The sequence below is a fragment of the Nonomuraea bangladeshensis genome (assembly GCF_039529455.1).
In the GTDB taxonomy this organism is placed as follows: domain Bacteria; phylum Actinomycetota; class Actinomycetes; order Streptosporangiales; family Streptosporangiaceae; genus Nonomuraea; species Nonomuraea bangladeshensis.
The window spans coordinates 467,143-488,600 of the sequence record NZ_BAAAMV010000010.1 but is presented as its reverse complement, the minus strand read 5'-3'; the positions used below and the strand labels follow the sequence as shown (position 1 = coordinate 488,600).

At 73.3% G+C, this 21,458-nt stretch carries 24 protein-coding genes; 10 read left to right on the top strand and 14 right to left on the bottom strand.

Features of this window, described 5'->3' with window-relative positions; all coding sequences use genetic code 11:
* The first annotated feature begins 102 nt into the window (after positions 1-102).
* The 3 genes from ABD292_RS34895 (at position 103) to ABD292_RS34885 (ending at position 2,491) form a co-directional block, all read left to right on the top strand.
* On the top strand, positions 103-732 hold the full coding sequence (locus ABD292_RS34895) for a TIGR03085 family metal-binding protein (protein ID WP_344214951.1): 630 nt from the start codon (positions 103-105) through the stop codon (positions 730-732).
* 174 nt (positions 733-906) lie between these two features.
* Positions 907-1,068: a cytochrome c family protein gene (locus ABD292_RS34890; protein ID WP_020543816.1), complete on the top strand. Its 162-nt coding sequence runs from the start codon at positions 907-909 to the stop codon at positions 1,066-1,068.
* Between the two features lie 61 nt (positions 1,069-1,129).
* Positions 1,130-2,491: a glutamine synthetase family protein gene (locus ABD292_RS34885; protein WP_344214949.1), complete on the top strand. Its 1,362-nt coding sequence runs from the start codon at positions 1,130-1,132 to the stop codon at positions 2,489-2,491.
* 18 nt (positions 2,492-2,509) lie between these two features.
* On the opposite strand, the gene hisF is transcribed toward ABD292_RS34885, so the two are convergent.
* The 9 genes from hisF to hisD are packed head-to-tail and all read right to left on the bottom strand — an operon-like array spanning position 2,510 to position 8,634.
* Positions 2,510-3,271: an imidazole glycerol phosphate synthase subunit HisF gene (gene hisF / locus ABD292_RS34880; RefSeq protein ID WP_344214947.1), complete on the bottom strand. Its 762-nt coding sequence runs from the start codon at positions 3,269-3,271 to the stop codon at positions 2,510-2,512.
* The gene (locus ABD292_RS34875; RefSeq protein WP_344214945.1) at positions 3,268-3,678 is read right to left on the bottom strand and encodes a Rid family hydrolase; all 411 of its coding nucleotides are present in this window, start codon (positions 3,676-3,678) and stop codon (positions 3,268-3,270) included. The genes hisF and ABD292_RS34875 overlap by 4 nt, the downstream gene beginning before the upstream one ends.
* Positions 3,679-3,698: 20 nt before the next feature.
* A complete protein-coding gene (gene priA / locus ABD292_RS34870) occupies positions 3,699-4,421 on the bottom strand; it encodes a bifunctional 1-(5-phosphoribosyl)-5-((5-phosphoribosylamino)methylideneamino)imidazole-4-carboxamide isomerase/phosphoribosylanthranilate isomerase PriA (RefSeq protein ID WP_344214943.1) in 723 nt (240 codons plus the stop codon).
* Positions 4,422-4,425: 4 nt separating this feature from the next.
* The gene (locus tag ABD292_RS34865) at positions 4,426-4,755 is read right to left on the bottom strand and encodes a hypothetical protein (protein WP_344214941.1); all 330 of its coding nucleotides are present in this window, start codon (positions 4,753-4,755) and stop codon (positions 4,426-4,428) included.
* Positions 4,756-4,783: 28 nt separating this feature from the next.
* Entirely contained in the window at positions 4,784-5,419 is a 636-nt protein-coding gene (hisH, locus tag ABD292_RS34860; RefSeq protein WP_344214939.1) for an imidazole glycerol phosphate synthase subunit HisH, read from the bottom strand.
* Positions 5,416-5,571 carry a hypothetical protein gene (locus ABD292_RS34855; protein ID WP_177240453.1) on the bottom strand — a complete coding sequence of 52 codons (156 nt, stop codon included), beginning with the start codon at positions 5,569-5,571 and terminating at the stop codon, positions 5,416-5,418. The genes hisH and ABD292_RS34855 overlap by 4 nt, the downstream gene beginning before the upstream one ends.
* Positions 5,568-6,161: an imidazoleglycerol-phosphate dehydratase HisB gene (gene hisB, locus ABD292_RS34850; RefSeq protein ID WP_020543824.1), complete on the bottom strand. Its 594-nt coding sequence runs from the start codon at positions 6,159-6,161 to the stop codon at positions 5,568-5,570. The genes ABD292_RS34855 and hisB overlap by 4 nt, the downstream gene beginning before the upstream one ends.
* Entirely contained in the window at positions 6,158-7,255 is a 1,098-nt protein-coding gene (locus ABD292_RS34845; RefSeq protein ID WP_344214936.1) for a histidinol-phosphate transaminase, read from the bottom strand. The genes hisB and ABD292_RS34845 overlap by 4 nt, the downstream gene beginning before the upstream one ends.
* A complete protein-coding gene (gene hisD, locus ABD292_RS34840) occupies positions 7,252-8,634 on the bottom strand; it encodes a histidinol dehydrogenase (RefSeq protein WP_344214934.1) in 1,383 nt (460 codons plus the stop codon). Before hisD ends, ABD292_RS34845 begins: the two co-directional genes overlap by 4 nt.
* Positions 8,635-9,041: 407 nt before the next feature.
* On the opposite strand from hisD, the gene ABD292_RS34835 reads away from it, so the two are divergent.
* From ABD292_RS34835 to ABD292_RS34825, 3 genes are all read left to right on the top strand, one after another.
* Positions 9,042-9,254 carry a hypothetical protein gene (locus ABD292_RS34835; RefSeq protein ID WP_344214932.1) on the top strand — a complete coding sequence of 71 codons (213 nt, stop codon included), beginning with the start codon at positions 9,042-9,044 and terminating at the stop codon, positions 9,252-9,254.
* A gap of 30 nt (positions 9,255-9,284) precedes the next feature.
* Positions 9,285-10,289: a non-homologous end-joining DNA ligase gene (gene ligD, locus ABD292_RS34830; RefSeq protein WP_344214930.1), complete on the top strand. Its 1,005-nt coding sequence runs from the start codon at positions 9,285-9,287 to the stop codon at positions 10,287-10,289.
* Between the two features lie 109 nt (positions 10,290-10,398).
* The gene (locus ABD292_RS34825) at positions 10,399-11,835 is read left to right on the top strand and encodes a trypsin-like serine peptidase (protein ID WP_344214928.1); all 1,437 of its coding nucleotides are present in this window, start codon (positions 10,399-10,401) and stop codon (positions 11,833-11,835) included.
* Here ABD292_RS34825 and ABD292_RS34820 read toward each other — a convergent pair.
* Positions 11,826-12,950: an MFS transporter gene (locus tag ABD292_RS34820; RefSeq protein WP_344214926.1), complete on the bottom strand. Its 1,125-nt coding sequence runs from the start codon at positions 12,948-12,950 to the stop codon at positions 11,826-11,828. The two genes, ABD292_RS34825 and ABD292_RS34820, sit on opposite strands and share 10 nt — an antisense overlap.
* 55 nt (positions 12,951-13,005) lie before the next feature.
* On the opposite strand from ABD292_RS34820, the gene ABD292_RS34815 reads away from it, so the two are divergent.
* Together ABD292_RS34815 and ybaK are read left to right on the top strand one after the other, a co-directional pair.
* Complete coding sequence (locus tag ABD292_RS34815; RefSeq protein WP_344214924.1) at positions 13,006-13,746, top strand: AraC family transcriptional regulator; 741 nt, start codon at positions 13,006-13,008, stop codon at positions 13,744-13,746.
* A 59-nt stretch (positions 13,747-13,805) separates the two neighbouring features.
* Complete coding sequence (gene ybaK / locus ABD292_RS34810) at positions 13,806-14,261, top strand: Cys-tRNA(Pro) deacylase (protein ID WP_344215070.1); 456 nt, start codon at positions 13,806-13,808, stop codon at positions 14,259-14,261.
* 15 nt (positions 14,262-14,276) lie between these two features.
* Here ybaK and ABD292_RS34805 read toward each other — a convergent pair whose 3' ends face one another.
* Positions 14,277-16,535 carry a transglycosylase domain-containing protein gene (locus tag ABD292_RS34805; RefSeq protein WP_344214922.1) on the bottom strand — a complete coding sequence of 753 codons (2,259 nt, stop codon included), beginning with the start codon at positions 16,533-16,535 and terminating at the stop codon, positions 14,277-14,279.
* A gap of 52 nt (positions 16,536-16,587) precedes the next feature.
* Positions 16,588-17,898 carry a UDP-N-acetylglucosamine 1-carboxyvinyltransferase gene (gene murA / locus ABD292_RS34800; RefSeq protein WP_344214920.1) on the bottom strand — a complete coding sequence of 437 codons (1,311 nt, stop codon included), beginning with the start codon at positions 17,896-17,898 and terminating at the stop codon, positions 16,588-16,590.
* A gap of 62 nt (positions 17,899-17,960) precedes the next feature.
* Here murA and ABD292_RS34795 point away from each other — a divergent pair, with 62 nt between their 5' ends.
* Complete coding sequence (locus tag ABD292_RS34795; RefSeq protein ID WP_344214918.1) at positions 17,961-18,611, top strand: hypothetical protein; 651 nt, start codon at positions 17,961-17,963, stop codon at positions 18,609-18,611.
* 57 nt (positions 18,612-18,668) lie between these two features.
* On the opposite strand, the gene sigJ is transcribed toward ABD292_RS34795, so the two are convergent.
* Complete coding sequence (gene sigJ, locus ABD292_RS34790) at positions 18,669-19,562, bottom strand: RNA polymerase sigma factor SigJ (RefSeq protein WP_344214916.1); 894 nt, start codon at positions 19,560-19,562, stop codon at positions 18,669-18,671.
* 102 nt (positions 19,563-19,664) lie between these two features.
* Here sigJ and ABD292_RS34785 point away from each other — a divergent pair, with 102 nt between their 5' ends.
* Positions 19,665-20,027, top strand: coding sequence for a hypothetical protein (locus ABD292_RS34785; RefSeq protein ID WP_344214914.1), 363 nt, complete (start codon positions 19,665-19,667; stop codon positions 20,025-20,027).
* Between the two features lie 17 nt (positions 20,028-20,044).
* Here the strand turns inward: ABD292_RS34785 and ABD292_RS34780 are convergent, their stop codons facing one another.
* Positions 20,045-21,415, bottom strand: a complete 1,371-nt coding sequence (locus ABD292_RS34780; RefSeq protein WP_344214912.1) for an amidase — start codon at positions 21,413-21,415, stop codon at positions 20,045-20,047.
* Positions 21,416-21,458: the final 43 nt, after the last annotated feature.

The window sequence follows — 21,458 nt, the reverse complement described above, 5'->3', positions numbered from 1 at the left end:
CTTGCTCGCCACCGGTTGGCCTCCCTGTATTCAACGGTATTTACACGCAAGTCACTACATCACCCCTGATCCTGCTGTTATTCCCGTGGGTAGGGTGGGCACGTGACGTATGCCCGCGACGAGCGCAACGCGCTGTGTGACCTGCTCGACCGGGTCGGCCCCGACGCGCCGACCCTGTGCACGGGCTGGACCAGCTACGACCTGGCCGCCCACCTGGCGGTCCGCGAGCGCCGCCCGGACGCGATGCCCGGCATCGCGGTCAAGGCGCTGTCCGGCTACACCGCCTCCGTCATGGACGCCATGAAGGCCAGACATCCCTATCCCGAGCTGGTCGGCATCGTCCGGCGGCCCGGCGGCGTCTACGGCCTGGCCCGCTTCCTCGACGAGACCGTCAACACGATCGAGCTGTTCGTCCACCACGAGGACGTGCGCCGCGCCCAGCCCGCCTGGGAGCCCCGCGACCTGCCCGCCGGCCTCGACCGCCTCCTGTGGCAGCGGGTCTCGGCCGGCGCCCGTCTCATGCTGCGCCGCTCGCCGGTCGGCGTCGTGCTGCACCGCCTCGGCGGCGGCGTGGCGCTCGGCGGCCCCCGCCAGAGCCCGCGGGTCGAGGTCACCGGCACCGCCTCCGAGCTGCTGCTGTTCTGCTTCGGCCGCCAGGAGCACGCCCGGGTCGAGCTCACGGGCGACCCCGAGGCGGTCGCCAGGGTGCGCTCGGCGACCCTGGGGATCTAGCCGCCGGTCAAGCAGAAGTCCCGGTCCCGTAGGGGCTCGCATGAGCATTCGAGCCCGTACCATGGCAGAGGAAAGAAGCCCCCCGGTTATGATCATGAACATCTTCGCCGTGGATGCCAGTGATCGCCCAGATCCGGGTATATACGGCTGGGAATGGACTGCAGGAGGCCCCCCATGCAGGTCAAGAAGGTGATCACCTACGTGGCTATCGCGTTCGTGGTCTTCTACCTGTTCACCCGGCCGGCCCAAGCCGCCGACGCGGTGAACGGTGTGATCAACGGAATCTTCCAAGGAGCCGATCAGTTGGCCGTGTTCTTCTCGCAGGTTCTGACGTAACCCGCCCTTCTGTCTGCGGCGGGTGCTTCCCCGCGGTGCCCGATCGTGTTACGCAGGCAGGATGAGAGATCGCCCCAGCGGCAACAGGACCAGCCAGCTCGACCCCCACGCACGGCGCATCCTCGAACGGGCCGAGCTGGAGGGCGTCGAGCTGATCCGCTTCTTGTACGCCGACCACGGTGGCGTGATCCGTGGCAAGGCGGCGTCCAGGTCGCGGCTGGCCGAACGCCTCGGCACGGGCATCGGGCACACGGTGGCCATGATGGCGATGAACATGCTCGACCAGCTCCAGGACGTCGAGCAGCTGGGCCCGGTGGGCGAGGTCCGCATCGTCCCCGACCCGGCCACCTACGTCCCGCTGCCGCATGCCCCAGGCGCGGCCGCCATGCTGTCGGACCTTCGCCGGCCCGACGGCTCACCCTGGGAGGCGTGCCCGCGGACGTTCCTCAAGGAGGCGATCGCCGAGCTCGCCACCGAGGGTTACACGCTGGTCGCGGCGTTCGAGCCGGAGTTCACGCTCGGACGCCGGCTGCCCGACCCCGGGGGCGGCCCCGACCGGCTGGTCCCGCTCGACGACTCGCTGTGCTACGCCAACACCGGGTTCGACACGGCCCACGACTACGCCGTCAAGCTCGTCCGGACGCTGGAGACGCAGGGCCTGCGCGTCGAGCACTACCACCCGGAGCTCGGGCCCGGCCAGCAGGAGCTGTCCGTCCGGCACGCGCCCGCGCTGCGGGCCGCCGACAACCACGTGCTGTTCCGCGAGAGCGCGCGCGGCGTGGCCATGCGCATGCAGATGTGGGCCACGCTGGCGCCCAAGCCGCTGGCCGACCAGGCGGGCAACGGCGCCCACCTGCACCTGTCGCTGTGGGACGACAAGGTCAACGTCTTCGGCCAGGACAACGACGTGCGCCGCGCCTTCATCGGCGGGCTCATCGCCCACCTGCCCGCCCTCACCGCGCTCACCTGCGGCAGCGTCAACAGCTTCCGCCGGCTGGCGCCGCGCACGTGGGCCAGCGCGTACGCGGTCCACGGGCCGGACAACCGCGAGGCCGCGGTCCGCGTGTGCTCCGCGCTCGGCGAGAGCGGCGAGCCCAACCTGGAGCTGAAGCCGTCGGACTCCTCGGCCAACCCCTACCTGTCGCTGGGCGCGGTCATCCACGCCGGCCTCGACGGCATCCGGCGCGGGCTCGACCCCGGCGAGCCGGTCGGCGTCGACCCGGACACGCTGCCGGGCCGCTATCCCCGCCTGCCGTCCTCGCTCGGCGAGGCGCTCGACGCGCTGGAGGCCGACGAGGTGCTGATGGAGGCGCTCGGGCCGCTGCGGCGCAGCGCGTACATGGCGGTCAAGCGGTCGGAGGCGGCCGCGTTCGCCGCCCACGACGTCGCCTACGAGCTGTACCACCACGTGCGCGCCTTCTGACGCGCACGCGGTGGCCCCTCAGCGGACCGGGTGGCCCGCCATCCGCAGCGTGTCCTTGACCTCGGAGATCTTCAGCGTGCCGAAGTGGAAGACCGACGCCGCGAGCACGGCGTCGGCGCCCGCCGCCACCGCCGGCGGGAAGTCCTCCAGCCGGCCGGCCCCGCCGCTGGCGATCACCGGCACCCGGACGGCGGCGCGCACCGCCCGCAGCATCTCCAGGTCGTAGCCGTCGAGCGTGCCGTCGCCGTCCATCGAGTTGAGCAGGATCTCGCCCACGCCCAGCTCCTCGCCGCGCGCCGCCCACTCCACCGCGTCGATGCCGGTGCCGCGCCGCCCGCCGTGGGTGGTCACCTCGAACCCGCTCGGGGTGCCGGGCGCCCGCCGGGCGTCCACCGACAGCACGACGCACTGGGCGCCGAACCGTCGCGACGCCTCGGTCAGCAGCTCCGGCCGGGCGATGGCGGCGGTGTTGAGCGACACCTTGTCGGCGCCGGCCCGCAGCAGCCGGTCGACGTCCTCGACCGAGCGCACCCCGCCCCCGACGGTGAGCGGGATGAACACCTGCTCGGCGGTCCTGCGCACCACGTCGAGCATGGTCTCCCGCTCGCCGGACGAGGCGGTGATGTCGAGGAAGGTCAGCTCGTCGGCGCCCTCCTCGTCATAGCGCCGGGCCAGCTCGACGGGATCGCCCGCGTCGCGCAGGTTCTCGAAGTTGACGCCCTTGACCACGCGCCCGGCGTCGACGTCGAGACAGGGGATCACTCGTACGGCTACGGTCATGCTCGCAGTGCCTCTATTTCGATCTCGACCAGCATTCTCGGGTCGACCAGTCCGGCCACCCGTACTCCTGTGCAGGCGGGCCGCACCTTGCCGAAGGCCTCGCCGATGGCCTGGCCGACGACGTCGAAGTGACGCTGCTCGACCACGTAGTAGCGGACCATGACGACGTCCTCGCGGGTGAGCCCGCCCATCAGGACGGCTTCCAGCGCGATGTCGATCGCGGTCAGCGCCTGCGCGTGGGCGTCGCCGACGTGCCGGACCTCTCCCTCGACCGTGGCCGTGCACCCGGACACGATCACCCGCTCCCCGGCGACCACGGCGCGGGCGTAGCCGTACTTCTCCTCCCAGATGCCTCCGGAGAAGATCCTCGGACCGGTGTTCTGCATGCCGTCGCTGCTGACGCTCATTCCGTCCCCTCCCGGCGGAGCTACACGCGTACCGCGGCAAGCGCGTTCTCGAGTGTGAACGCGTGAGCGTAGAGGGCCTTGCCCACTATGGCGCCCTCCACTCCGTCGGGAACGAGAGAAGCCAGTGCGAGCAGGTCATCGAGGCTGGAGACGCCGCCGCTGGCGATGACCGGTTTGTCGGTCCGTGCGCAGATTTGGCGGTAAAGGTCGAGGTTGGGGCCTTGGAGCATGCCGTCCTTGGTGACGTCGGTGACGACGTAGCGAGGGCAGCCGTCGGCCTCCAGCCGGTCGAGCACCTCCCACAGGTCACCGGCGTCCTGGGTCCAGCCGCGCGCGGCCAGCGTCGTGCCCCGCACGTCGAGACCCACCGCGATGCGGTCGCCGTGCTCAGCGATGATCTTGCGGCACCACTCGGGGTTCTCCAGCGCGGCGGTGCCGATGTTGACCCGGCGGCAGCCGGTGGCCAGGGCGGCGGCCAGGGTGGCGTCGTCGCGGATGCCGCCGGACAGCTCCACGTTGACGTCAATCCGGCCGATCAGCTCGGCGATCAGCTCGCGGTTGTCCCCCCGACCGAACGCCGCGTCGAGGTCCACCACGTGGATCCACTCGGCGCCGGCCTCCTGCCAGGTCAGCGCGGCCTCCAGCGGCGCGCCGTAGCCGGTCTCGGTGCCGGCCTCGCCCTGGCTCAGGCGGACGGCCTGGCCGTCCACGATGTCCACGGCGGGCAGCAGTACGAGCGACATTTCTTCAGGTCCTCCGGTCGAAGGCGAGGGTCACGACAACGGGTACGAGCAGCAGGGACAGGACGAGCACCGCGAAACTGACCGCGGGCGAGCCCCACAGCAGCCAGGCCAGCGCCTGGACCAGCAGGAACGCCGCCCCCACCACCACGTTCTGCGCCCGGTGGCGGCGGGCGATCAGGCCGCCCTGGCGGCGGACGCGCACCGGGCGCGGCACGAGCCGGGCGAAGAAGGCCCGCCGCCGGGCGCCGCGCGCCTGGCGCTCCTCGTTGGCGCGCATGGCGCGGGCCCGCTCGGCCTCACGCTCGGCCCGCCGCCGGGCCCGTTCCTTGCTCACCGCTCTCCCGCCCTGGTCGCGCTCGTGGTCAGTCGAGGGTCTTGAGCCAGTTGCCCAGCAGCGCGGCGCCGGCGTCGCCGGACTTCTCCGGGTGGAACTGGGTGGCCATGAGCGGGCCGTTCTCCACGGCGGCCACGAACGGCACGCCGTGCTCGGCCCAGGTGACGAGCGGCTCGGCGAACCCCTCGCCGGCGTGCAGCTCCCATTCGCGCACGCCGTAGGAGTGCACGAAGTAGAAGCGGGTCTCGGGATCGAGCCCGGCGAACAGCACGCTCCCGGCGGGCGCCTTGACGGTGTTCCAGCCCATGTGGGGCAGCACGGGGGCGTCCAGCCGCTCGACCGTGCCGGGCCACTCGCCGCAGCCCTCGCTCTCCACGCCGTGCTCGACGCCGCGGGCGAACAGGATCTGCATGCCGACGCAGATGCCCAGCACCGGCCGGCCGCCGGCCAGCCGCCGCCCGACGATCTGCTCGCCGCGCACCGCCCTCAGCCCGGTCATGCACGCGGCGAACGCGCCCACGCCGGGCACCACCAGCCCGTCGGCCTCGACCGCCGCGTCGAAGTCGGCGGTCACGGTCACCTCCGCGCCGGCCCTGGCGAGGGCCCGCTCGGCCGAGCGCAGGTTGCCCGAGCCGTAGTCAAGGACGACGACGTTCTTCTTCACCACCACAACACCCCCGCCGTGACCGCCATGACCGCGCCCACGGCGCAGACGGCGGCTCCGATCTTGAGCCCTTGCTTGAACAGGGAGAACACGCCGCCGGCGAGGAACAGCCCGACGAAGACCAGCACGACGGCGATGGCGTTGCCGGTCACAGCACGCCCTTGGTGCTGGGCACCCCCGTCGCGCGCGGGTCGGGCTCGGACGCCTCGCGCAGCGCCCGCGCCAGCGCCTTGAACTGGGCCTCGACGATGTGGTGGGCGTTGCGCCCGTAGGGGACGTGCACGTGCAGGCAGATCGCGGCCTGGGCGACCAGGGACTCCAGGATGTGGCGGGTCATCGTGGTGTCGTAGTCGTGGCCGATCATCGGCGCCATGCCCTCGGGCTCGGTGTGCACGAGGTAGGGGCGGCCGGACAGGTCGACGGTGACCTGGGCGAGGGACTCGTCCAGCGGGCACGACGCGCTGCCGAACCGCCTGATGCCCGACTTGTCGCCCAGCGCCTCGCGGAACGCGGCGCCCAGCGCGAGCGCGGTGTCCTCGATCGTGTGGTGGGAGTCGATGTGCAGGTCGCCCTCGGTCTTGACCGTCAGGTCGAACAGCCCGTGCTTGCCGAGCTGGGCCAGCATGTGGTCGAAGAAGCCGACCCCGGTGGCGACCTCCACCCGGCCGGTGCCGTCGAGGCCGACCTCCACCAGGACCGAGGTCTCCTTCGTGACGCGCTCGACGCGGCCTACGCGGCTCACAGGACTCCTTCCAGGGCGGCGCGGAAGGCCGCCATCTCCTCGCCGGTGCCGATCGACACCCGCAGCCATTCGGGCGGGCCCACCTCGCGGATGAGCACGCCCCGCTCCAGCAGCCCCTCCCAGACCGCGCGCCGGTCGGGGAAGCGGCCGAACAACACGAAGTTCGCGTCGGAGTCGGCGACCCGCAGCCCCTTGGCGCGCAGCCAGGCCACCGTGTCGTCGCGCTCGCGGCGCAGCGCGTCGACCGTGCCGAGCAGCTCCGCGCGGTGGCGCAGCGCCACCCGCGCCGCCGCCTGGGTGAGCGTCGACAGATGGTACGGCAGCCGCACCAGCAGCAGCGCCTCGATCACCGCCGGGTGCGCGGCGAGGTAGCCGAGACGGGTGCCGGCCATGGCGAACGCCTTGGACATCGTCCGGGTGACGATCAGCCGCGGGTGCTCGGGCAGCAGCGTCAGCGCCGACGGCGTGCCCTCGCGGGCGAACTCGAAGTAGGCCTCGTCCACCACGACCATGCCCGGCGCCGCCTCGACGACGGCCTCGATGACGGGCAGCGGCTGCGCGGTGCCGGTCGGGTTGTTGGGCGAGGTCAGGAAGACGACGTCGGGGCGGTGCTCCTCGATCGCCGCGACCGCCTTGCCGGGGTCGAGGGAGAAGTCGTCCTCGCGGCTGGCCCTGATCCACTCGGTGCTGGTGCCGCCGGTGATGATCGGGTGCATCGAGTAGGAGGGCTCGAACCCGATCGCCGTGCGGCCGTGCCCGCCGAACGCCTGGAGGATCTGCTGGAGCACCTCGTTGGAGCCGTTGGCCGCCCACACCTGCTCGGTGGAGAGCCCGTGGCCGAGGTAGCCGGCGAGGTCGGCGCGCAGGGCGAGCGCGTCGCGGTCGGGGTAGCGGTTGAGCTCGCCCGCCTGGCCGCGCACCTCCTCGGCGAGGTCGGCGACCAGCTCGGGCGAGGGCGGGTAGGGGTTCTCGTTGGTGTTGAGCCGGACCGGGACGTCGATCTGGGGAGCGCCGTAGGGCGACTTGCCCCTGAGGTCGTCGCGGATGGGCAGGTCGGCGAGCGTGACGTCGCCGGGCTTCTGGTCGGGGTTCACTCGGTCGTCTCCGTGGTGGGCACGGCGGTGGGCACGGCGGTGGGCTCTGCGGTGGGCTCTGCGGTGGGCTCTGCGGTGGGCACGCGCCAGTCGAAGCGGGCGCGGACGGCGGCGCCGTGGGCGGGCAGGTCCTCGGCGTCGGCCAGGACCGTGACGTGCGCGGCGGAGCGCGCCAGCGCGTCGCGGGTGTAGTCGACGACGTGGATGCCGCGCAGGAACGACTGCACCGACAGGCCGCTGGAGTGGCAGACGCAGCCGCCCGTGGGCAGCACGTGGTTGGAGCCGGCGAGGTAGTCGCCGAGCGAGACCGGCGCGTACGTGCCCACGAAGATCGCGCCCGCGTTGCGCACCCGCGCCGCCACGGCGGCGGCGTCGGCGGTGTGGATCTCCAGGTGCTCGGCGGCGTAGGCGTCGACGACCTTGAGTCCGTCGTCGAGGTCGCTCACCAGCACGATGCCGGACTGCCGGCCGCTCAAAGCCTCGGCGATGCGCGCCGAGTGGCGGGTGGCCGAGACCTGGCCGGGCAGCTCCTTCTCCACGGCGTCGGCCAGCTCGGGGCTGGTGGTGACGAGCACGGCGGCGGCGATCGTGTCGTGCTCGGCCTGGCTGATCAGGTCGGCGGCGACGTGCACCGGGTCGGCGGTGTCGTCGGCGAGGATCGCGATCTCGGTCGGCCCGGCCTCGGAGTCGATGCCGATGCGGCCCTTCAGCAGGCGCTTGGCGGCGGCGACGTAGATGTTGCCCGGCCCGGTGACCAGGGTGGCCGGGGCGCACTCCTCGGTGCCGTAGGCGAACATGGCCACGGCCTGGGCGCCGCCCACGTTGTAGACCTCCTCGACGCCGAGCAGGGCGCAGGCGGCGAGGATCGTGGGGTGCGGCAGCCCGCCGAACTCCTTCTGGGCCGGGCTGGTGACGGCCAGCGAGGGGACGCCCGCCTCCTGGGCGGGGACGACGTTCATGACCACGCTGGAGGGGTAGACCGCGCGGCCACCGGGGACGTAGAGGCCCACCCGGTCGACCGGGACCCACCGCTCGGTGACCGTGCCGCCGGGCACCACCTGGGTGGTGACGTCGGCGCGCCGCTGGTCGCGGTGGACCAGCCGGGTGCGCCGGATCGACTCCTCCAGCGCCGCGCGCACCCGCGGGTCGAGCTCGGCGAGCGCGCGCTCGATGGCCTCGGCGGGGACGCGGGTGGTGGCGATCTCCACGCCGTCGAACCTGGCGGTCAGCTCCCGTACGGCTGCCACGCCGCGATGGCGCACGTCGTCGCAGATGGGCCGCACCTTCTCCAGGGCGGCCTCGACGTCGAGCTCGGCGCGGGGCAGCACGTCACGCAGGTTCGCCGGGAGGGAACCGCGCATGTCAATACGGGAAATCACCCCCACAGTCTACGGAGTCCGGGCCCCGAATCTCGTTCTGTCCACACTGCGGGACAGGGGGACGGACCAGGGCGTCCGGCGGCGCCGGCTTCCGGCGCGGGGCGTACGACGGCCGCGTGGCGGCATTCATCTGTACCGCCACGCGGCCGTCGCCGCCCCGGACCGGGCCTGCCGGGGCGTTCCGCCGTGGCCGCCACGGGGGCGCGGCCACGACTCCGGAGGAAGTTCGGGTTGTGCCGTGCCCGGGGTGCAGAGCGTTTAACGTCTGAGATCGAACTACTTTCTGCTCTTCAAACTAACCCCAAGTCATCTTTACCGCTAGAGCGGCCCGTTTCGGGCGAGTCCGGAAACATGACGGTCGCTTTTTTATTACATGTCCATTATGTCCAGTCGCATACCCTTGCCGCATGGGACAGTGGCGCGGGCCGGACGGCATCCTGGTGGAGGCGATCATTCTCGACGACCGCCCCCTCCTCCGCGTCACCCACAACATCGGCGGCCGGACGTACCTGCGCGGCTACTGCCACAACGTCACCGAGCTGCACCGCCACGGCGTCGACCTGGCCGAGCTCGTCGAGGACGGGCCGCTTGACCATCCGGAGACCCCTCGCCACCCTTGACGATCAAGCGGACGGGGTAATGCACGCACCATGGTGCGGCTGCCGGCCTACGCGCCGATGCTCGCCCAGCTCGGCGCCCTGACCTCCGTCCAGGGCGAGGACTGGGCCGTCGAGATGAAATGGGACGGCGTGCGCGCCCTCGCCTACGTCGAGGGCGGCGCCGTCCGCCTGATGTCACGCAACGGCAAGGACATCACCCCCGCCTACCCCGAGCTCCAGCTCATGGCCGGCGCCACCGACCGCCGCGCCGCCGTGATCGACGGCGAGATCGTCGCCTTCGACGAGGCCGGCCGCCCCAGCTTCGGCGCGCTCCAGCCGCGCATGCACCAGCGCAACCCGGTCGCCGTCGCCGAGCTGGCGAGGGCCGTGCCGGTGACGTTCATGGCCTTCGACATCCTGCACCTGGACGAGACGCCCACCGTCGGCCTGCCCTACAGCGAGCGGCGGCGGCTCCTCGAGAGCGTGCTCACGCCGGGGTTCCGGTGGCAGGTGCCCGTCTCGTTCCCCGACCACGCCGAGCGCGCGCTCGACTCCTCCCGCCGGCTCGGGCTCGAAGGGGTGGTGTGCAAGCGGCTGAACTCGCCGTACCGGCCGGGCCGGCGCAGCGCGGAATGGACCAAGATCAAGAACGTCAGCGCCGTCGAGGTCGTCATCGGCGGCTGGCGGCCCGGCGGCGGCCGGCGCTCCGGCACGATCGGCTCGCTGCTGCTCGGCGCGCACGACGAACGCGGCCGGCTGCGTTACGTCGGCCACGTCGGCACCGGCTTCACCCAGGCCATGCTCGCCGACCTGCACCAGCGGCTCGCCCCACTGGAGCGGCCCGCGTCGCCGTTCGCCGAGCCCGTGCCGCGCGAGCACGCCCGCGACGCCCGCTGGACCGAGCCCGTCCTGGTCGGCGAGGTCCAGTACGCCGAGGTCACCGGCGACGGGCTGCTGCGCCACCCGTCCTGGCGCGGCCTGCGCCCCGACCGCTCCCCCGCCGACGCGGTCACCTCCGAGCTCCTTCCGCGCCGCGGCGACGCCGCCGCCGGCTGAGCTAGGCCGGACCGATCACGACACGACCCCCATGACTACGGTTCGTCCCGATCTCGTGACTTAAAGTGACCGAGAGGATTTGCTCCGTATCGACGCCCAGGGGGACACCGTGGCGAGAACGCTGGTCAGCACACTGGTCACGGCACTGGCCGCGCTGGGCGGCCTTGCCACGACCACCTCACTGGAGAGCAGCGCGGCAACGCGGGCGCTGGGCGGGGCGGAGGCGTCCCCCCTCATGCGCCCCCGCCAGGCCATCCGCTACTGGACGCCCGCCAGGCAGGCCGGGGCAGGCGCCGCCGAGCTGCCCGCCACCCGGCCGCCCCTGGTCCCCGCCTCCGCCCGCCGCCTGCTCAGCGTCCCCGACGACCAGCGCATCACCCCCGGCGGCGACGACAACGGCTACGCCCCCGTCCGCCGGCCGTACACCGGGGCCGCGCGCAGCCGCGTCACCGGCCGGCTGTTCTTCGTCAACGCCGCCGGGCAGGGCGACTCCTGCAGCGCGAGCGTCGTCCGCTCGGCGTCCGGGCTGCTCGTCGTGACCGCCGCCCACTGCGTCTACAGCGTCCCCGAAGGGGCCGAACACGGCCAATGGCACACGAACTTCGCCTTCGTCCCCGCCTACGACGGGCGCGCCACCGGCGAGCGGCAGCGCGAGCCGTACGGACGCTGGGGCGGACGCCGCGCCTGGAAACCCGGCGCCTACACCGGCCTGGCCGGCGGCGACTGGAACTCCGTCTACGACGTCGCCCTCATCGAGGTCGGCCGGCGCGAGCGCACCCTCCAGGACGCCGTCGGCGCCCTCACCCCCCTGCGCAGCCAGGGCGGGCGGCACACCGTCATCTCCACCGGCTACCCCGGCGTCCTCGGCAGGAAGCCCTACGACGGCAGGGACCAGCTCTGGTGCCTGGCCCGCACCCAGCCGGCCCGCGCGCTCGCCGCCGTCAACGCCGCCGTCTCCTCCACCGCCACCGAACTGGTGGGCAAGCTGGAGACGTACAACTGCCACCTGTCCAAAGGCCACAGCGGCGGCCCCTGGGTGGTCCAGGGCACCCGCGACCTCGTCGGCGTGCTGTCGGCCGGCACCGAGGACGGCGAGGCCGACGGCTACTCCGTCGCCAACGCGCTCAACGTCGAGAGCTACGGCGCCATCGTCAAGAAGGCCGACCCGCGCGGCGTCTACGACGCCCTGTCCGTCGCCGCCACCGGCCCCACCGGCCCGGTGCGCCGCGGCCGGACCGCCACCGTCACCGCCACCGTCACCATGCGCGGCCTCCTGGCCGCCGCCCAGGTGCCGGTCACCCTCCGCGTCCCCGACGGCGCCGCGCTCACCGCCGTCACCGGCGCCGCCTGCGCCCGCACCGCCCGGCAGGCCGCCTGCGCGATCGACGCCGTACGCCCCGGCCACCCGGTCCGGCTCACCGCCCGCGTACGCCTCACCGCCGGCGCGCCGCGCCAGGTGCCGGTCACCGCGCACGTCACCGCCACCGCCCTCGACCCCTCGCAGCGCGACAACACCGCCGTAGCCCGCATCCCGGTTCAGGACTGAGGCACCGGCTCCCGGAGCGTTCGCGCCAGCAGCCACGCGAGGACAGGGAACACCACCAGGCAGCCCAGCGCCACCCGCAGCGACGACGCCTCCGCGACCGCGCCCACCAGCGGGCTGGTCAGCCCGCCCACGCTCACCGCGAGCCCGAGGGTCACGCCGCCCGCCGTGCCCACCCGGTTCGGCAGGAGATCCTGGCCCAGCGTGACGTGCAGGGAGAACGGGACGTACAGGGCGATCGAGGAGGCGGCCACGAAGACGTACGCGGCCGGCCCCGGCGCGAGCACCACGCCCGCGACCGCCGGGACCGCCGCCGCGTACGCCAGCCGCATCGTCCGCACCCGCCCCCAGCGGGCCGCCAGCCGCCCGCCCAGCACCGTCCCGGCCGCCCCGCCCGCGAACAGCACGAACAGCGCCACGGCCCCGGCCGCGCCGCCGCCCATGTACAGGGCGACGAACGTGCTCAGGCCCACGTACACCACCGACCGGAACACGATCATCAGCGTCAGCCGCGAGAACGACCGCCAGTCGTCCCGCCCGCGCACGGCCCGGATCCCCTCCCGCCGTGACCCGCCACCGCCGCCCGTCAGCGCCAGCACCGCGGGCAACGTCACCAGCGCCCCCGCCAGCGCGGGCACCGCCAGCAGCGGCGATGCCCCCAGCCCCCACCCCGCCAGCAACGGGGTCACCAGCACCGGAGCCGCGGCGAACCCCAGCGTCCCGCCCAGCGAGAACCAGCTCATCCGCACATGGCTGCCCGCGCTCGCGATCCGCGCCAGCCGCGCAGACTCCGGATGGTAGGCCGCCACCCCCAGCCCGGACAGCGCCACCGCCAGGCAGGTCAGGGCGTACGAGCCGGCCACCCCGCCCACCGCCACCCCCGCCCCGGCCGCCACCATGCTCACGGGGATCAGCCACGGCATCCGCCACCGGTCCGTCAGCAGCCCGAACACCGGCTGCACGACCGACGACAACAACGTCGCCGCCAGCACCACCCCCGAGACCGCGACGTAACCGTAGCCGCGCTCGGCCACCAGGAACGGCACCAGGGCGGGCACCGCGCCCTGGTAGAGATCGACGGCCGCGTGCCCGGCGGCCAGCATGGGGACCCTGTTCACGCCTCCGATCGTCGCCCGCGCCGCCGGTGGCCTGCTTCCGATAAAGTGCCAACTCGTGTCGGAGATCCGCCACCTCGCCGAGGCACCCACCGGACGGCGCCCGCTCGCGCCCGGCGGCGGCATCGACGCCCACCGCCACGACACCCACCAGATCGTGTACGCCTGCCGCGGCGTCCTGTCCGTCACCACCGGCGCCGGCGTCTGGGTGGCGCCCGCCAACCGCGCGATCTGGGTGCCCGCCGGCACCGTCCACGAGCACCGGGCGCACGGCGACACCGACCTGCGCCTCATCGGACTCACCGGCAACCCGCTCGCCCTCGACCGCCCCGCCGTGCTCGCCGTCGACCCCCTGCTCCGCGAGCTGATCGTCGCATACACCGGCGAGCCTGGCGACCTCGGGGACGGCGAGCGGGGCCGGTTGCTGGGGGTGCTGCTGGACCGGTTGCGGCGGGCGCCCGAGCAGGCGTTCCACCTGCCCGCGCCGGCCGATCCCCGTCTCGCCGCCGTCTGCGCCGCGCTGGAGCGCGACCCCGCCGACCGCAGGACGCTCGGCGAGCTGGCCGCCGGGGCGGGCGCGAGCGAGCGCACCCTGGCCCGGCTGTTCAGGAACGAGCTCGGCATGAGCTTCCCCCAGTGGCGCACCCAGCTCCGCCTGCACCGCGCGCTCCTGCTGCTGGCCGACGGCCTGCCGGTGACCGCGGTCGCGCACCGCTGCGGGTGGGCGTCGGCGAGCGCGTTCATCGACGTGTTCCGGCGCGCCCTGGGGTACACCCCCGGCCGTGCCTTTACATTGTAGATTCGCTACAATCGCTCTTTGTGAGCAAAGCGAAAGGCAAAGGCGGCACGCCGGCGACGATGGCCCTGACCAGGGCCAAGGCCGACTTCACGCTCCACCCGTACGACCACGACCCCTCCGCCCAGGCCTACGGCGAGGAGGCCGCCGACGCGCTCGGCCTCCCGTACGAGCGCATCTTCAAGACCCTCGTCGCCGAGACCGAGAGCGGCCTCGCGGTGGCCGTGGTGCCGGTGGCCGGCAAGCTCGACCTCAAGGCGCTCGCCCACGCGCTGGGCGGCAAGCGGGCCGCCATGGCCGACGCGGCCAGGGTCGAGCGGGTGACCGGCTACGTCGTGGGTGGCATCAGCCCGCTCGGCCAGCGCAAGCAGCTCCCGACCGTGGTCGACTCCTCCGCGCTCGACTTCCCGACGATCTACTTCTCCGCCGGCAGGCGCGGCCTCCAGATCGAGACCGCGCCCGACAACCTCATCACGCTCACCCGCGCCGTCACCGCCCCCATAGGCAAGACCGGCTGATCAGTGCCCGGCTGATCAGTGACGGTGGCGGCGGGGCCAGGGGCGGCGCTCCCAGCCGTCGAGCGGCGCGCGGGGCGGCCACTCCAGTGACGGCACGCCCGGCGTCTGGCCGAGCAGCCACTGGAAGAGCCTGCGGTGCCGGCGGAAGGCCCGGTCGCCGTGCCGCTTCTTCCGCTTCTCCTCCTCGGCCAGCGCCTCCTTGAGCCCGGGCGTGTTGCCGCCGCCGAAGCGGCTCATGTCCGGCGGATGGAACCGCCGGGGCTCGACCGCCCGCAGCGCCGGCTCCATCGACTCCACCCAGATCGGCCCGGGCAGCGACGCGCCCTGCACCGAGCCGTAGTAGTCGTCGCCGATCTGCACGTCCCGGAGCGGGTAGCGGTAGGAGCCCCGGATGTCGCCGACGCTCACCGCGGCCGCGAGCTGCGGGGTGTAACCGGCGAACCAGGCCGAGGTGTAGCCGTTGTTCGTGCCGGTCTTGCCGGCGGCCGGGCGGCCGATGCTCTGCCCCTTCATGGTGCCCTTGTCGAAGACGCCTTCGAGCACGTGGTTGACCGCGTCCGCGACCGGCCGCTCGATGGCCTGCTCGCAGGCGGGCGGCACGTGGGTGCGCCGCCCGTCCCTGCCGACGATCTCGACGATGGCGAGCGGCCGGCAGTAGGTCCCGCGGGCGGCGAACGCCGCGAACGCCGCCGCCACCGTCACCGGGTCCATCTCGTTGATGCCCAGCGTGAACGTCGGCACCTCGCGCAGCGGCGTCCCGTCGGCCCTGGCGATGCCGAGCGCCTTGGCGGTCTTGACCACGTTGCACAGCCCGACCTTGCGCTCCAGCATCATGTAGAAGATGTTCACCGACTTCCAGGTGCCGGTCTCGATGCTGTGCGGGCCCCCCTCGCCCTCGCCGCTGGCGTTGAGCACGCGAGTGCCGGGGTCGTTGACCGGCCGGCCCTCGCAGTTGCGGTAGCCGGCGGCGGGCACCAGCGCCCCGGGCGTCTGGAAGCCGTCGCCGAACCTCCACCCCTGCCGCAGCGCCGTGGCCAGGGTGAACACCTTGAACGTCGAGCCCGCCTGGAAGCCCTGGCCGCCGCCGTGGGCGACGTCGGCGACCAGGTTGAAGGTGGTCCTGGCGCCGTTCTTGCGGTTGCCGGGGTTGCGGCCGAAGCGTTTGCTGGCCGCCATCGCCCGGATCCGGCCGGTGCCCGGCTCGACCATGGCCTCGGCGGCCACCTCGGTGTCCTCGGGGTGGACGTGGCGGCGGATGGCGCGCTCGGCGGCGCGCTGGGCGATCGGGTCGAGGCTGGTCCTGATCGTCAGGCCGCCCCGCGCCATCCTGGCCTGCCGGATCGACGGGGTGTTGCCGAAGACGGGGTTCGACAGCAGCTCGCGCTGGACGTACAGGCAGTAGAACGGGTACTCGCTCTGCTCGCAGCCGCCTGGCTCGGGGCGCAGGTTGATGCCGAGCGGCCTGCTCTTGGCGGCCGCCGCCTCCTGCTGGCTGATGATCTTCAGCCCGGCCATGCGGTCCAGCACGAGGTCGCGCCGGGCCCGCAGCCGGGTGCGGTGCGCCGCGCCGAGCGAAGGATCGGTCGAGTACGGCATCCGCACCGCCCCCGCCAGCGTGGCCGCCTGGGTCAGCGTCAGCCGGGCGGCCGAGGTCGAGAAGAAGCGGCGGGCCGCCGCCTCCACGCCGTAGGCCCCGGCGCCGAAGTAGGCGATGTTGAGGTAGCGCTCCAGGATCTCGTCCTTGCGGTACTTGCGCTCCAGCGCCATCGCGAGCCGCAGCTCGGTGATCTTGCGGGCCAGGTTGGGCGCGCGGGCCCGGTCGCGTTCCTCGTCGGTACGCGCGCTCTCCACCAGGATGTTCTTGACGAGCTGCTGTGTCAGCGACGAGCCGCCCTGGCGGATGCCGCCCGCCTGGGTGTTGGTCAGCAGCGCCCGCAGGGTTCCGCGCACGTCGAGGCCGCCGTGCTCGTAGAAGCGGGCGTCCTCGATGGCCACGATGGCCTTGCGCATGACGGGCGAGACCGACGCCAGCGGCACGGCCGTCCTGTTGGCCTCGTAGAACTGGGCGAACGGCCGGCCGTCCCGGTCCAGCAGCCTGGTCACCTGCGCCAGCGGCTCCTCGCGGGGCGCCGCCGGCAGCTGGACGAAGGTGTCGGCGACGTTCTTGGCCGCCAGGCCGCCCCCGCTCACCACGGGCGCGGCCAGCGCCGCCGCCAGCACGCCGCCCAGCGCACCGGCCAGGGCGAGCGTTCCGGCGGTCCTGAGTACGGTCACTCAAACGATGTGCAACCGGACGATCACCGGCAAACGCCCGGGCCCTGCCTCTTTACCGTTGCCTGCGAATGTTCAGACCGAGCGAGGCGAACTGCTCGAACGGTCGGTGGTACCCGCGCTCGATGTGGTGCACCCCGCGCAGCGTGGACGGCCCGTCGGCCACCGCCGCCGCCAGCACCGCCGAGAACCCGGCCCGGATGTCGGGCAGCGTCACGTCGGCGCCCTTGAGCTTCGACACGCCGCGCACGACCGCCGAGTGGCGGGCGTTGGTGTCGTGGTAGCGGCAGGCCGGGCCGCCGAGGCACTGGTCGAAGACCTCGATCTCGCAGCCCATCTTCTGCAGCGCGGGCACGTACACCAGGCGGTTCTCGAAGACCGTCTCGTGCAGCACCGACATGCCCTGGCTCTGCGTGAACAGCACCATGAGCGGCGTCTGCCAGTCGGTCATGAACCCCGGATGGGTGTCGGTCTGCACGGCCGCCGCGCGCAGCCCCTCCGGCGGGGCGGTGGCGCACAGGTACTGGTCGTTGATCTCGAAGTGCGCGCCCATCCTGGCCAGCGTGGTGATGGCGGTGACCAGGCGGTCCTGCGGGCAGCCGTGCACCCGCACCTCTCCCCCGGTCACCAGGCCGGCCGCCAGGTACGAGAACGCCTCGATGCGGTCGCCGGTCAGCCAGGTGGAGGCGCCGCGCAGCCGTTCGACGCCCTCGATGACGATCCTGCGGTCGGGCGACAGCTCGATCCGCGCCCCCATCCGCTGCAGGAACAGCGCCAGCTCCACCACCTCGGGCTCCATGGCGGCGTTCTTCAGCACCGTCTTGCCCTCGGCCAGCACCGCCGACATCAGCACCGTCTCGGTCGCGCCCACGCTCGGGTACGGCAGCTCGATCCGGGTGCCGTGCAGCCGTCCCGCCTTGGCGTAGATGCCGGTGTCGCCCACCTCCACCTCGGCGCCCATCGAGCGCAGCGCCTCCACGTGGAAGTTCACCGGCCGCCGCCCGATGGGGTCGCCGCCGACCAGCGGCACGAACGCCTCCCCCGCCAGGTGCAGCAGCGGGCCGAGCATGAGGATCGGGATGCGGTTGAGCCCGGTGAACGCGTCGGGCACCCGCGGCTCGATGTGCGCCCCCGGCTCGATCCTGATCTCCGGCCCGTCGATCCGCACGTGGATGCCGAGCGCCTCCAGCATCGCGGCCGTGATGCCGACCTCGCCCACCTCGGGGGCGTTGTGGATGCTGCTCTCGCCGGTGCCCAGCATGGCGGCGACCATGTGCTTGGAGACGCCGTTCTTGGAACCGCGCACCTCGACGTCCCCCCGGAGCGGGCCGGAGGGCTCAATCAGCCAGACCTCTTCTGCAATCACGGAGCGAGCCTAGCCGGGGGATACCATCGAGTGATTCGGACGGAGATATCAGGGAGCGTGGAGTGTCGAGGGAAGTACGCGCCTTCGCGGTAACTGTCCTCGCACTCGCCACACTCGGGATCGGCGCCGGGCTGCTCTGGTCCGCCGTGTCGCCGCGCGCCCCCTACCAGGTCACCGAGCGCGGGCTCGTGCTGGCCGACCTGTCCACGCAGGCGCTCATCGCCGCCGACGGCTGGTACGCGGTGATCACCGGCGGGCTCGGGCTGCTCTGCGGCGCGGCCGGCTGGTTCGCCGGGCGGCGGTGGATGCTGGGCGTGCTGGCCGGGCTCGGCGTGGGCGGGAGCGCGGGGGCGGCGCTCACGTACTGGGTGGGCTCGACGTTCACGATCGGGGCCGTCACGGTGGAGGCGGCGGCCGTGCCCGGGGTGAAGATCGTTCCCGGGGCGCTGGCGCTGACCGCGAACGGCGTCGCCGTGGCCTGGCCGCTGCTCGCGGTGGGGTTGTTCGGGCTGCTGGAGGGCATGCACGGCTATCGCGAGTCACCGCTGCGGCAGCCGTACGGCGAGGGCCCTCTCAGCGGCCCCACGGGCTGGTACCCCGGCGGCCCCGCAGACGGGCACCTCGGCGGGCCCGCAGATGGGCCCCTCGGCGGGCCCGCAGAACGGCCTCCCGGCGGGCCTCTCGGCGGCGGGGACGGCCCCGTCCGCGGCTAGAGCCGTCTCGGACGACCCGCCCGCCCGCCCGCCACCACTTCGAACGGCTCGAAGGGGTCAGCCGTCCCGCGTCCAGGCCCGCAGCTTCTCCGGATTGCGCACCGCCCAGATCCGGGTGACGCGACCGCCGTCGATCTCGAACGACGCCACCGTCCCGACCACGCCCGCCTGCCGCGCCACCAGGCCGGGCGTTCCGTTGACCGTCCGCTCCAGGAGTTCGAGCCCCGGGGCCAGGTCGGCGATGGCGACCATGTAGCGGGCGATCTCCGCGCCGCCCTCGACCGGATGCGGGACGCTGCTGACCAGGCCGCCGCCGTCGGCGGTCAGCACGGCGGCCGGGTCGAGGAGGTCGACGAGGGCCGCGATGTCCCTGGCCTGCCAGGCCTCCTTGACCCGCCGTACGGTGAGGGCCCGCTCGGCCACCGGCCCCGGCGTCCGCGCCAGGCGGGCCCGCCGCCGGGCGGAGGAGGCGAGCTGCTTGCAGGCCGCGGGGCTGCGGCCGAGTACGCCGGCGATCTCGGCGAACGGATAGCGGAAGACGTCGTGCAGGACGAACGCCACCCGCTCCGCGGGCGTCATCGACTCCAGGACGACGAGGAAGGCCGTGGTCACCGACTCGTCCATCACCAGCAGGTCGGCGGGGTCGGCGCCGGACCCCTCCCCCGCGCGGTCCGGCAGCGGCTCGGGCAGCCACGCGCCGACGTACCGTTCGCGCCGGGCCCGCGCCGAGCCGAGCACGTCCAGGCAGATGCGGCCGGTCACGGTCGTCAGCCAGGCGCCGGGGGACACGACCTCGTCGCGCCGGTCGCGCGGCAGCGCGTACCAGCGCGCGTAGGCCTCCTGCACGGCGTCCTCGGCCTCCGACAGCGAGCCGAGCAGCCGGTAGGCGACGTTGATCAGCGGGCCCCGCTCACCGGCGAGCTCGCCGGCCCCCGTCACAGCCGTCCCCATGGTCTCCGGCAGCCTCCTCGCCTTACCTTTCGCGGGCCCGCGTCGTCGGGCTCATGAGACCTTATCGACCTACCGCCCCGGGGCGGGAAAGGGGACCATGACATGGCCACCCAGGCGACGGCACAGGACCGTCTCTCGTTTCTGCGGATCGCGATCGCCCTGCAGACCTTGACCATCTTCCTCCAGGCGATCTCCGCCGGACTGCTGCTGACCACCTCCTACGGGGAGACGCTGCACAGCATCGGCGCCCGCGTGATGTGGGGGGCGGCGCTGCTGTACGTGATCGCGGCTGTGCTGGCGTGGAAGCCGGGCGGCGGCTCCCCCCGGCCCATCGGGCAGGCGGCCGTCTTCCTCGTCCTCGCCTCGGCCCAGGTCGCGCTCGGCATCGCGCACCTCACGGCGGTCCATCTGCCCCTGGGCGTCCTGATGTTCGGCCTGAGCGTCCTGGCGCTGGCGCGGCGCTGACACTCCGCGTGGGGAGGTCAGAGGAGCGGGCGGCGCAGGCCGTGACCGGTCGCCTGCTCGAAGGCGCGCGCCACGCGCAGCACCCGCGCGTCGGCGAACGGCGCGCCCACGATCTGCACCCCCACCGGCAGCCCCTCCGGCGTGAACCCGGCCGGCACCGACGCGGCCGGCGCGTGCAGCACGCTGATCCAGTACGCCGAGCGCATCCACGCCAGGTAGTCCGGCAGCTCCTGCCCGTTGATCTCGCTGACGTACGGGTGCTCGACCGGGAACGGCGGCACCTGGCTGACCGGCGCGATCAGCACGTCGTAGACGTCGAAGAAGGCCGCCATACGCTGGTAGAGGCGGCTGCGCGCGCGCTCGGCCCGCGCCAGGTCGGCCCCGGTGACCCGGCGGCCCTGCTCGACGTTCCAGGCCGTGTTGGGGCCGAGGCGGTCGAGGTCACCGAAGGACAGCGCGTAGTTCCAGGCCCGGTAGGTGCGGAAGGCGTCCTCGGCGTCCGACAGGTCGAGCTCGACCTGCTCCACCCGCGCCCCGAGCCGTTCGAACACGGCCGGCGCCGTGGCGGTGACCGCCGCCGTGCGCGGATCGACGGGCAGCCCGCCGAGGTCGGGGCTCCACGCCACGCGCATCCCCCGCACGCCCTCCTCCGGCTCGGGCGCGAAGAACTCCTTGATCGCGTACGGTGAGCGCCGGTCGAACCCGGCGATCGCGCCCAGCATCAGCGTGACGTCCTCGACCGTGCGGGCCATCGGCCCGAGGACCGACAGCGTGTACCAGGCGTTGACGTCGGAGACCACCGGGACCCGGCCGGGGGTGGGCCGCAGGCCCACCACATTGCAGAACGAGGCCGGGTTGCGCAGCGAGCCGCCCATGTCGGAGCCGTCGGCCAGCGGCACCATGCCGGTGGCCAGCGCCACGGCCGCCCCGCCGCTGCTGCCGCCCGCCGACCTCGACAGGTCGTAGGGGTTCCTGGTCGCGCCGAACACCTCGTTGACCGTGTGGGAGCCGGTGCCGAACTCGGGCGTGTTGGTCTTGCCGATGCTGATCGCGCCGGCCGCGCGCAGCCGCTCGACGATCAGCTCGTCCCGGTCGGGGACGTGGTCGGCGTAGACCGGCGAGCCGTAGGTGGTGCGGATGCCGGCGGTGTCGACGAGGTCCTTGTGCGCGACGGGCACGCCGTGCAGCGGGCCGTCCGGCTCGCGGGCGTCGGCCGCCTTCGCCGCGTCGAGCGCCTGCTCGGCGGCCAGCGTGACGATGGCGTTGACCTGCGGGTTGACCTGGTCGATGCGGTCGAGGCAGGCACGGACCGCCTCGACGGCGCTCACCTGCCTGGTCCTGATCAGTCCGGCCAGCTCGGTCGCGCTGAGGTAGTGCAGTTCGCTCACCCTGACGATCCTGCCCCACGGGGTGCGGGCGGGCGATGGCGAG

Coding starts and splice junctions, on each gene's coding strand:
- ABD292_RS34890 (WP_020543816.1), top strand. CDS start 907: ATGCAGGTCAAGAAGGTGATCACCTACGTGGCTATCGCGTTCGTGGTC.
- ABD292_RS34885 (WP_344214949.1), top strand. CDS start 1,130: ATGAGAGATCGCCCCAGCGGCAACAGGACCAGCCAGCTCGACCCCCAC.
- hisF (WP_344214947.1), bottom strand. CDS start 3,271: ATGACCGTAGCCGTACGAGTGATCCCCTGTCTCGACGTCGACGCCGGG.
- ABD292_RS34875 (WP_344214945.1), bottom strand. CDS start 3,678: ATGAGCGTCAGCAGCGACGGCATGCAGAACACCGGTCCGAGGATCTTC.
- priA (WP_344214943.1), bottom strand. CDS start 4,421: ATGTCGCTCGTACTGCTGCCCGCCGTGGACATCGTGGACGGCCAGGCC.
- ABD292_RS34835 (WP_344214932.1), top strand. CDS start 9,042: ATGGGACAGTGGCGCGGGCCGGACGGCATCCTGGTGGAGGCGATCATT.
- ligD (WP_344214930.1), top strand. CDS start 9,285: ATGGTGCGGCTGCCGGCCTACGCGCCGATGCTCGCCCAGCTCGGCGCC.
- ybaK (WP_344215070.1), top strand. CDS start 13,806: ATGGCCCTGACCAGGGCCAAGGCCGACTTCACGCTCCACCCGTACGAC.
- sigJ (WP_344214916.1), bottom strand. CDS start 19,562: ATGGGGACGGCTGTGACGGGGGCCGGCGAGCTCGCCGGTGAGCGGGGC.
- ABD292_RS34785 (WP_344214914.1), top strand. CDS start 19,665: ATGGCCACCCAGGCGACGGCACAGGACCGTCTCTCGTTTCTGCGGATC.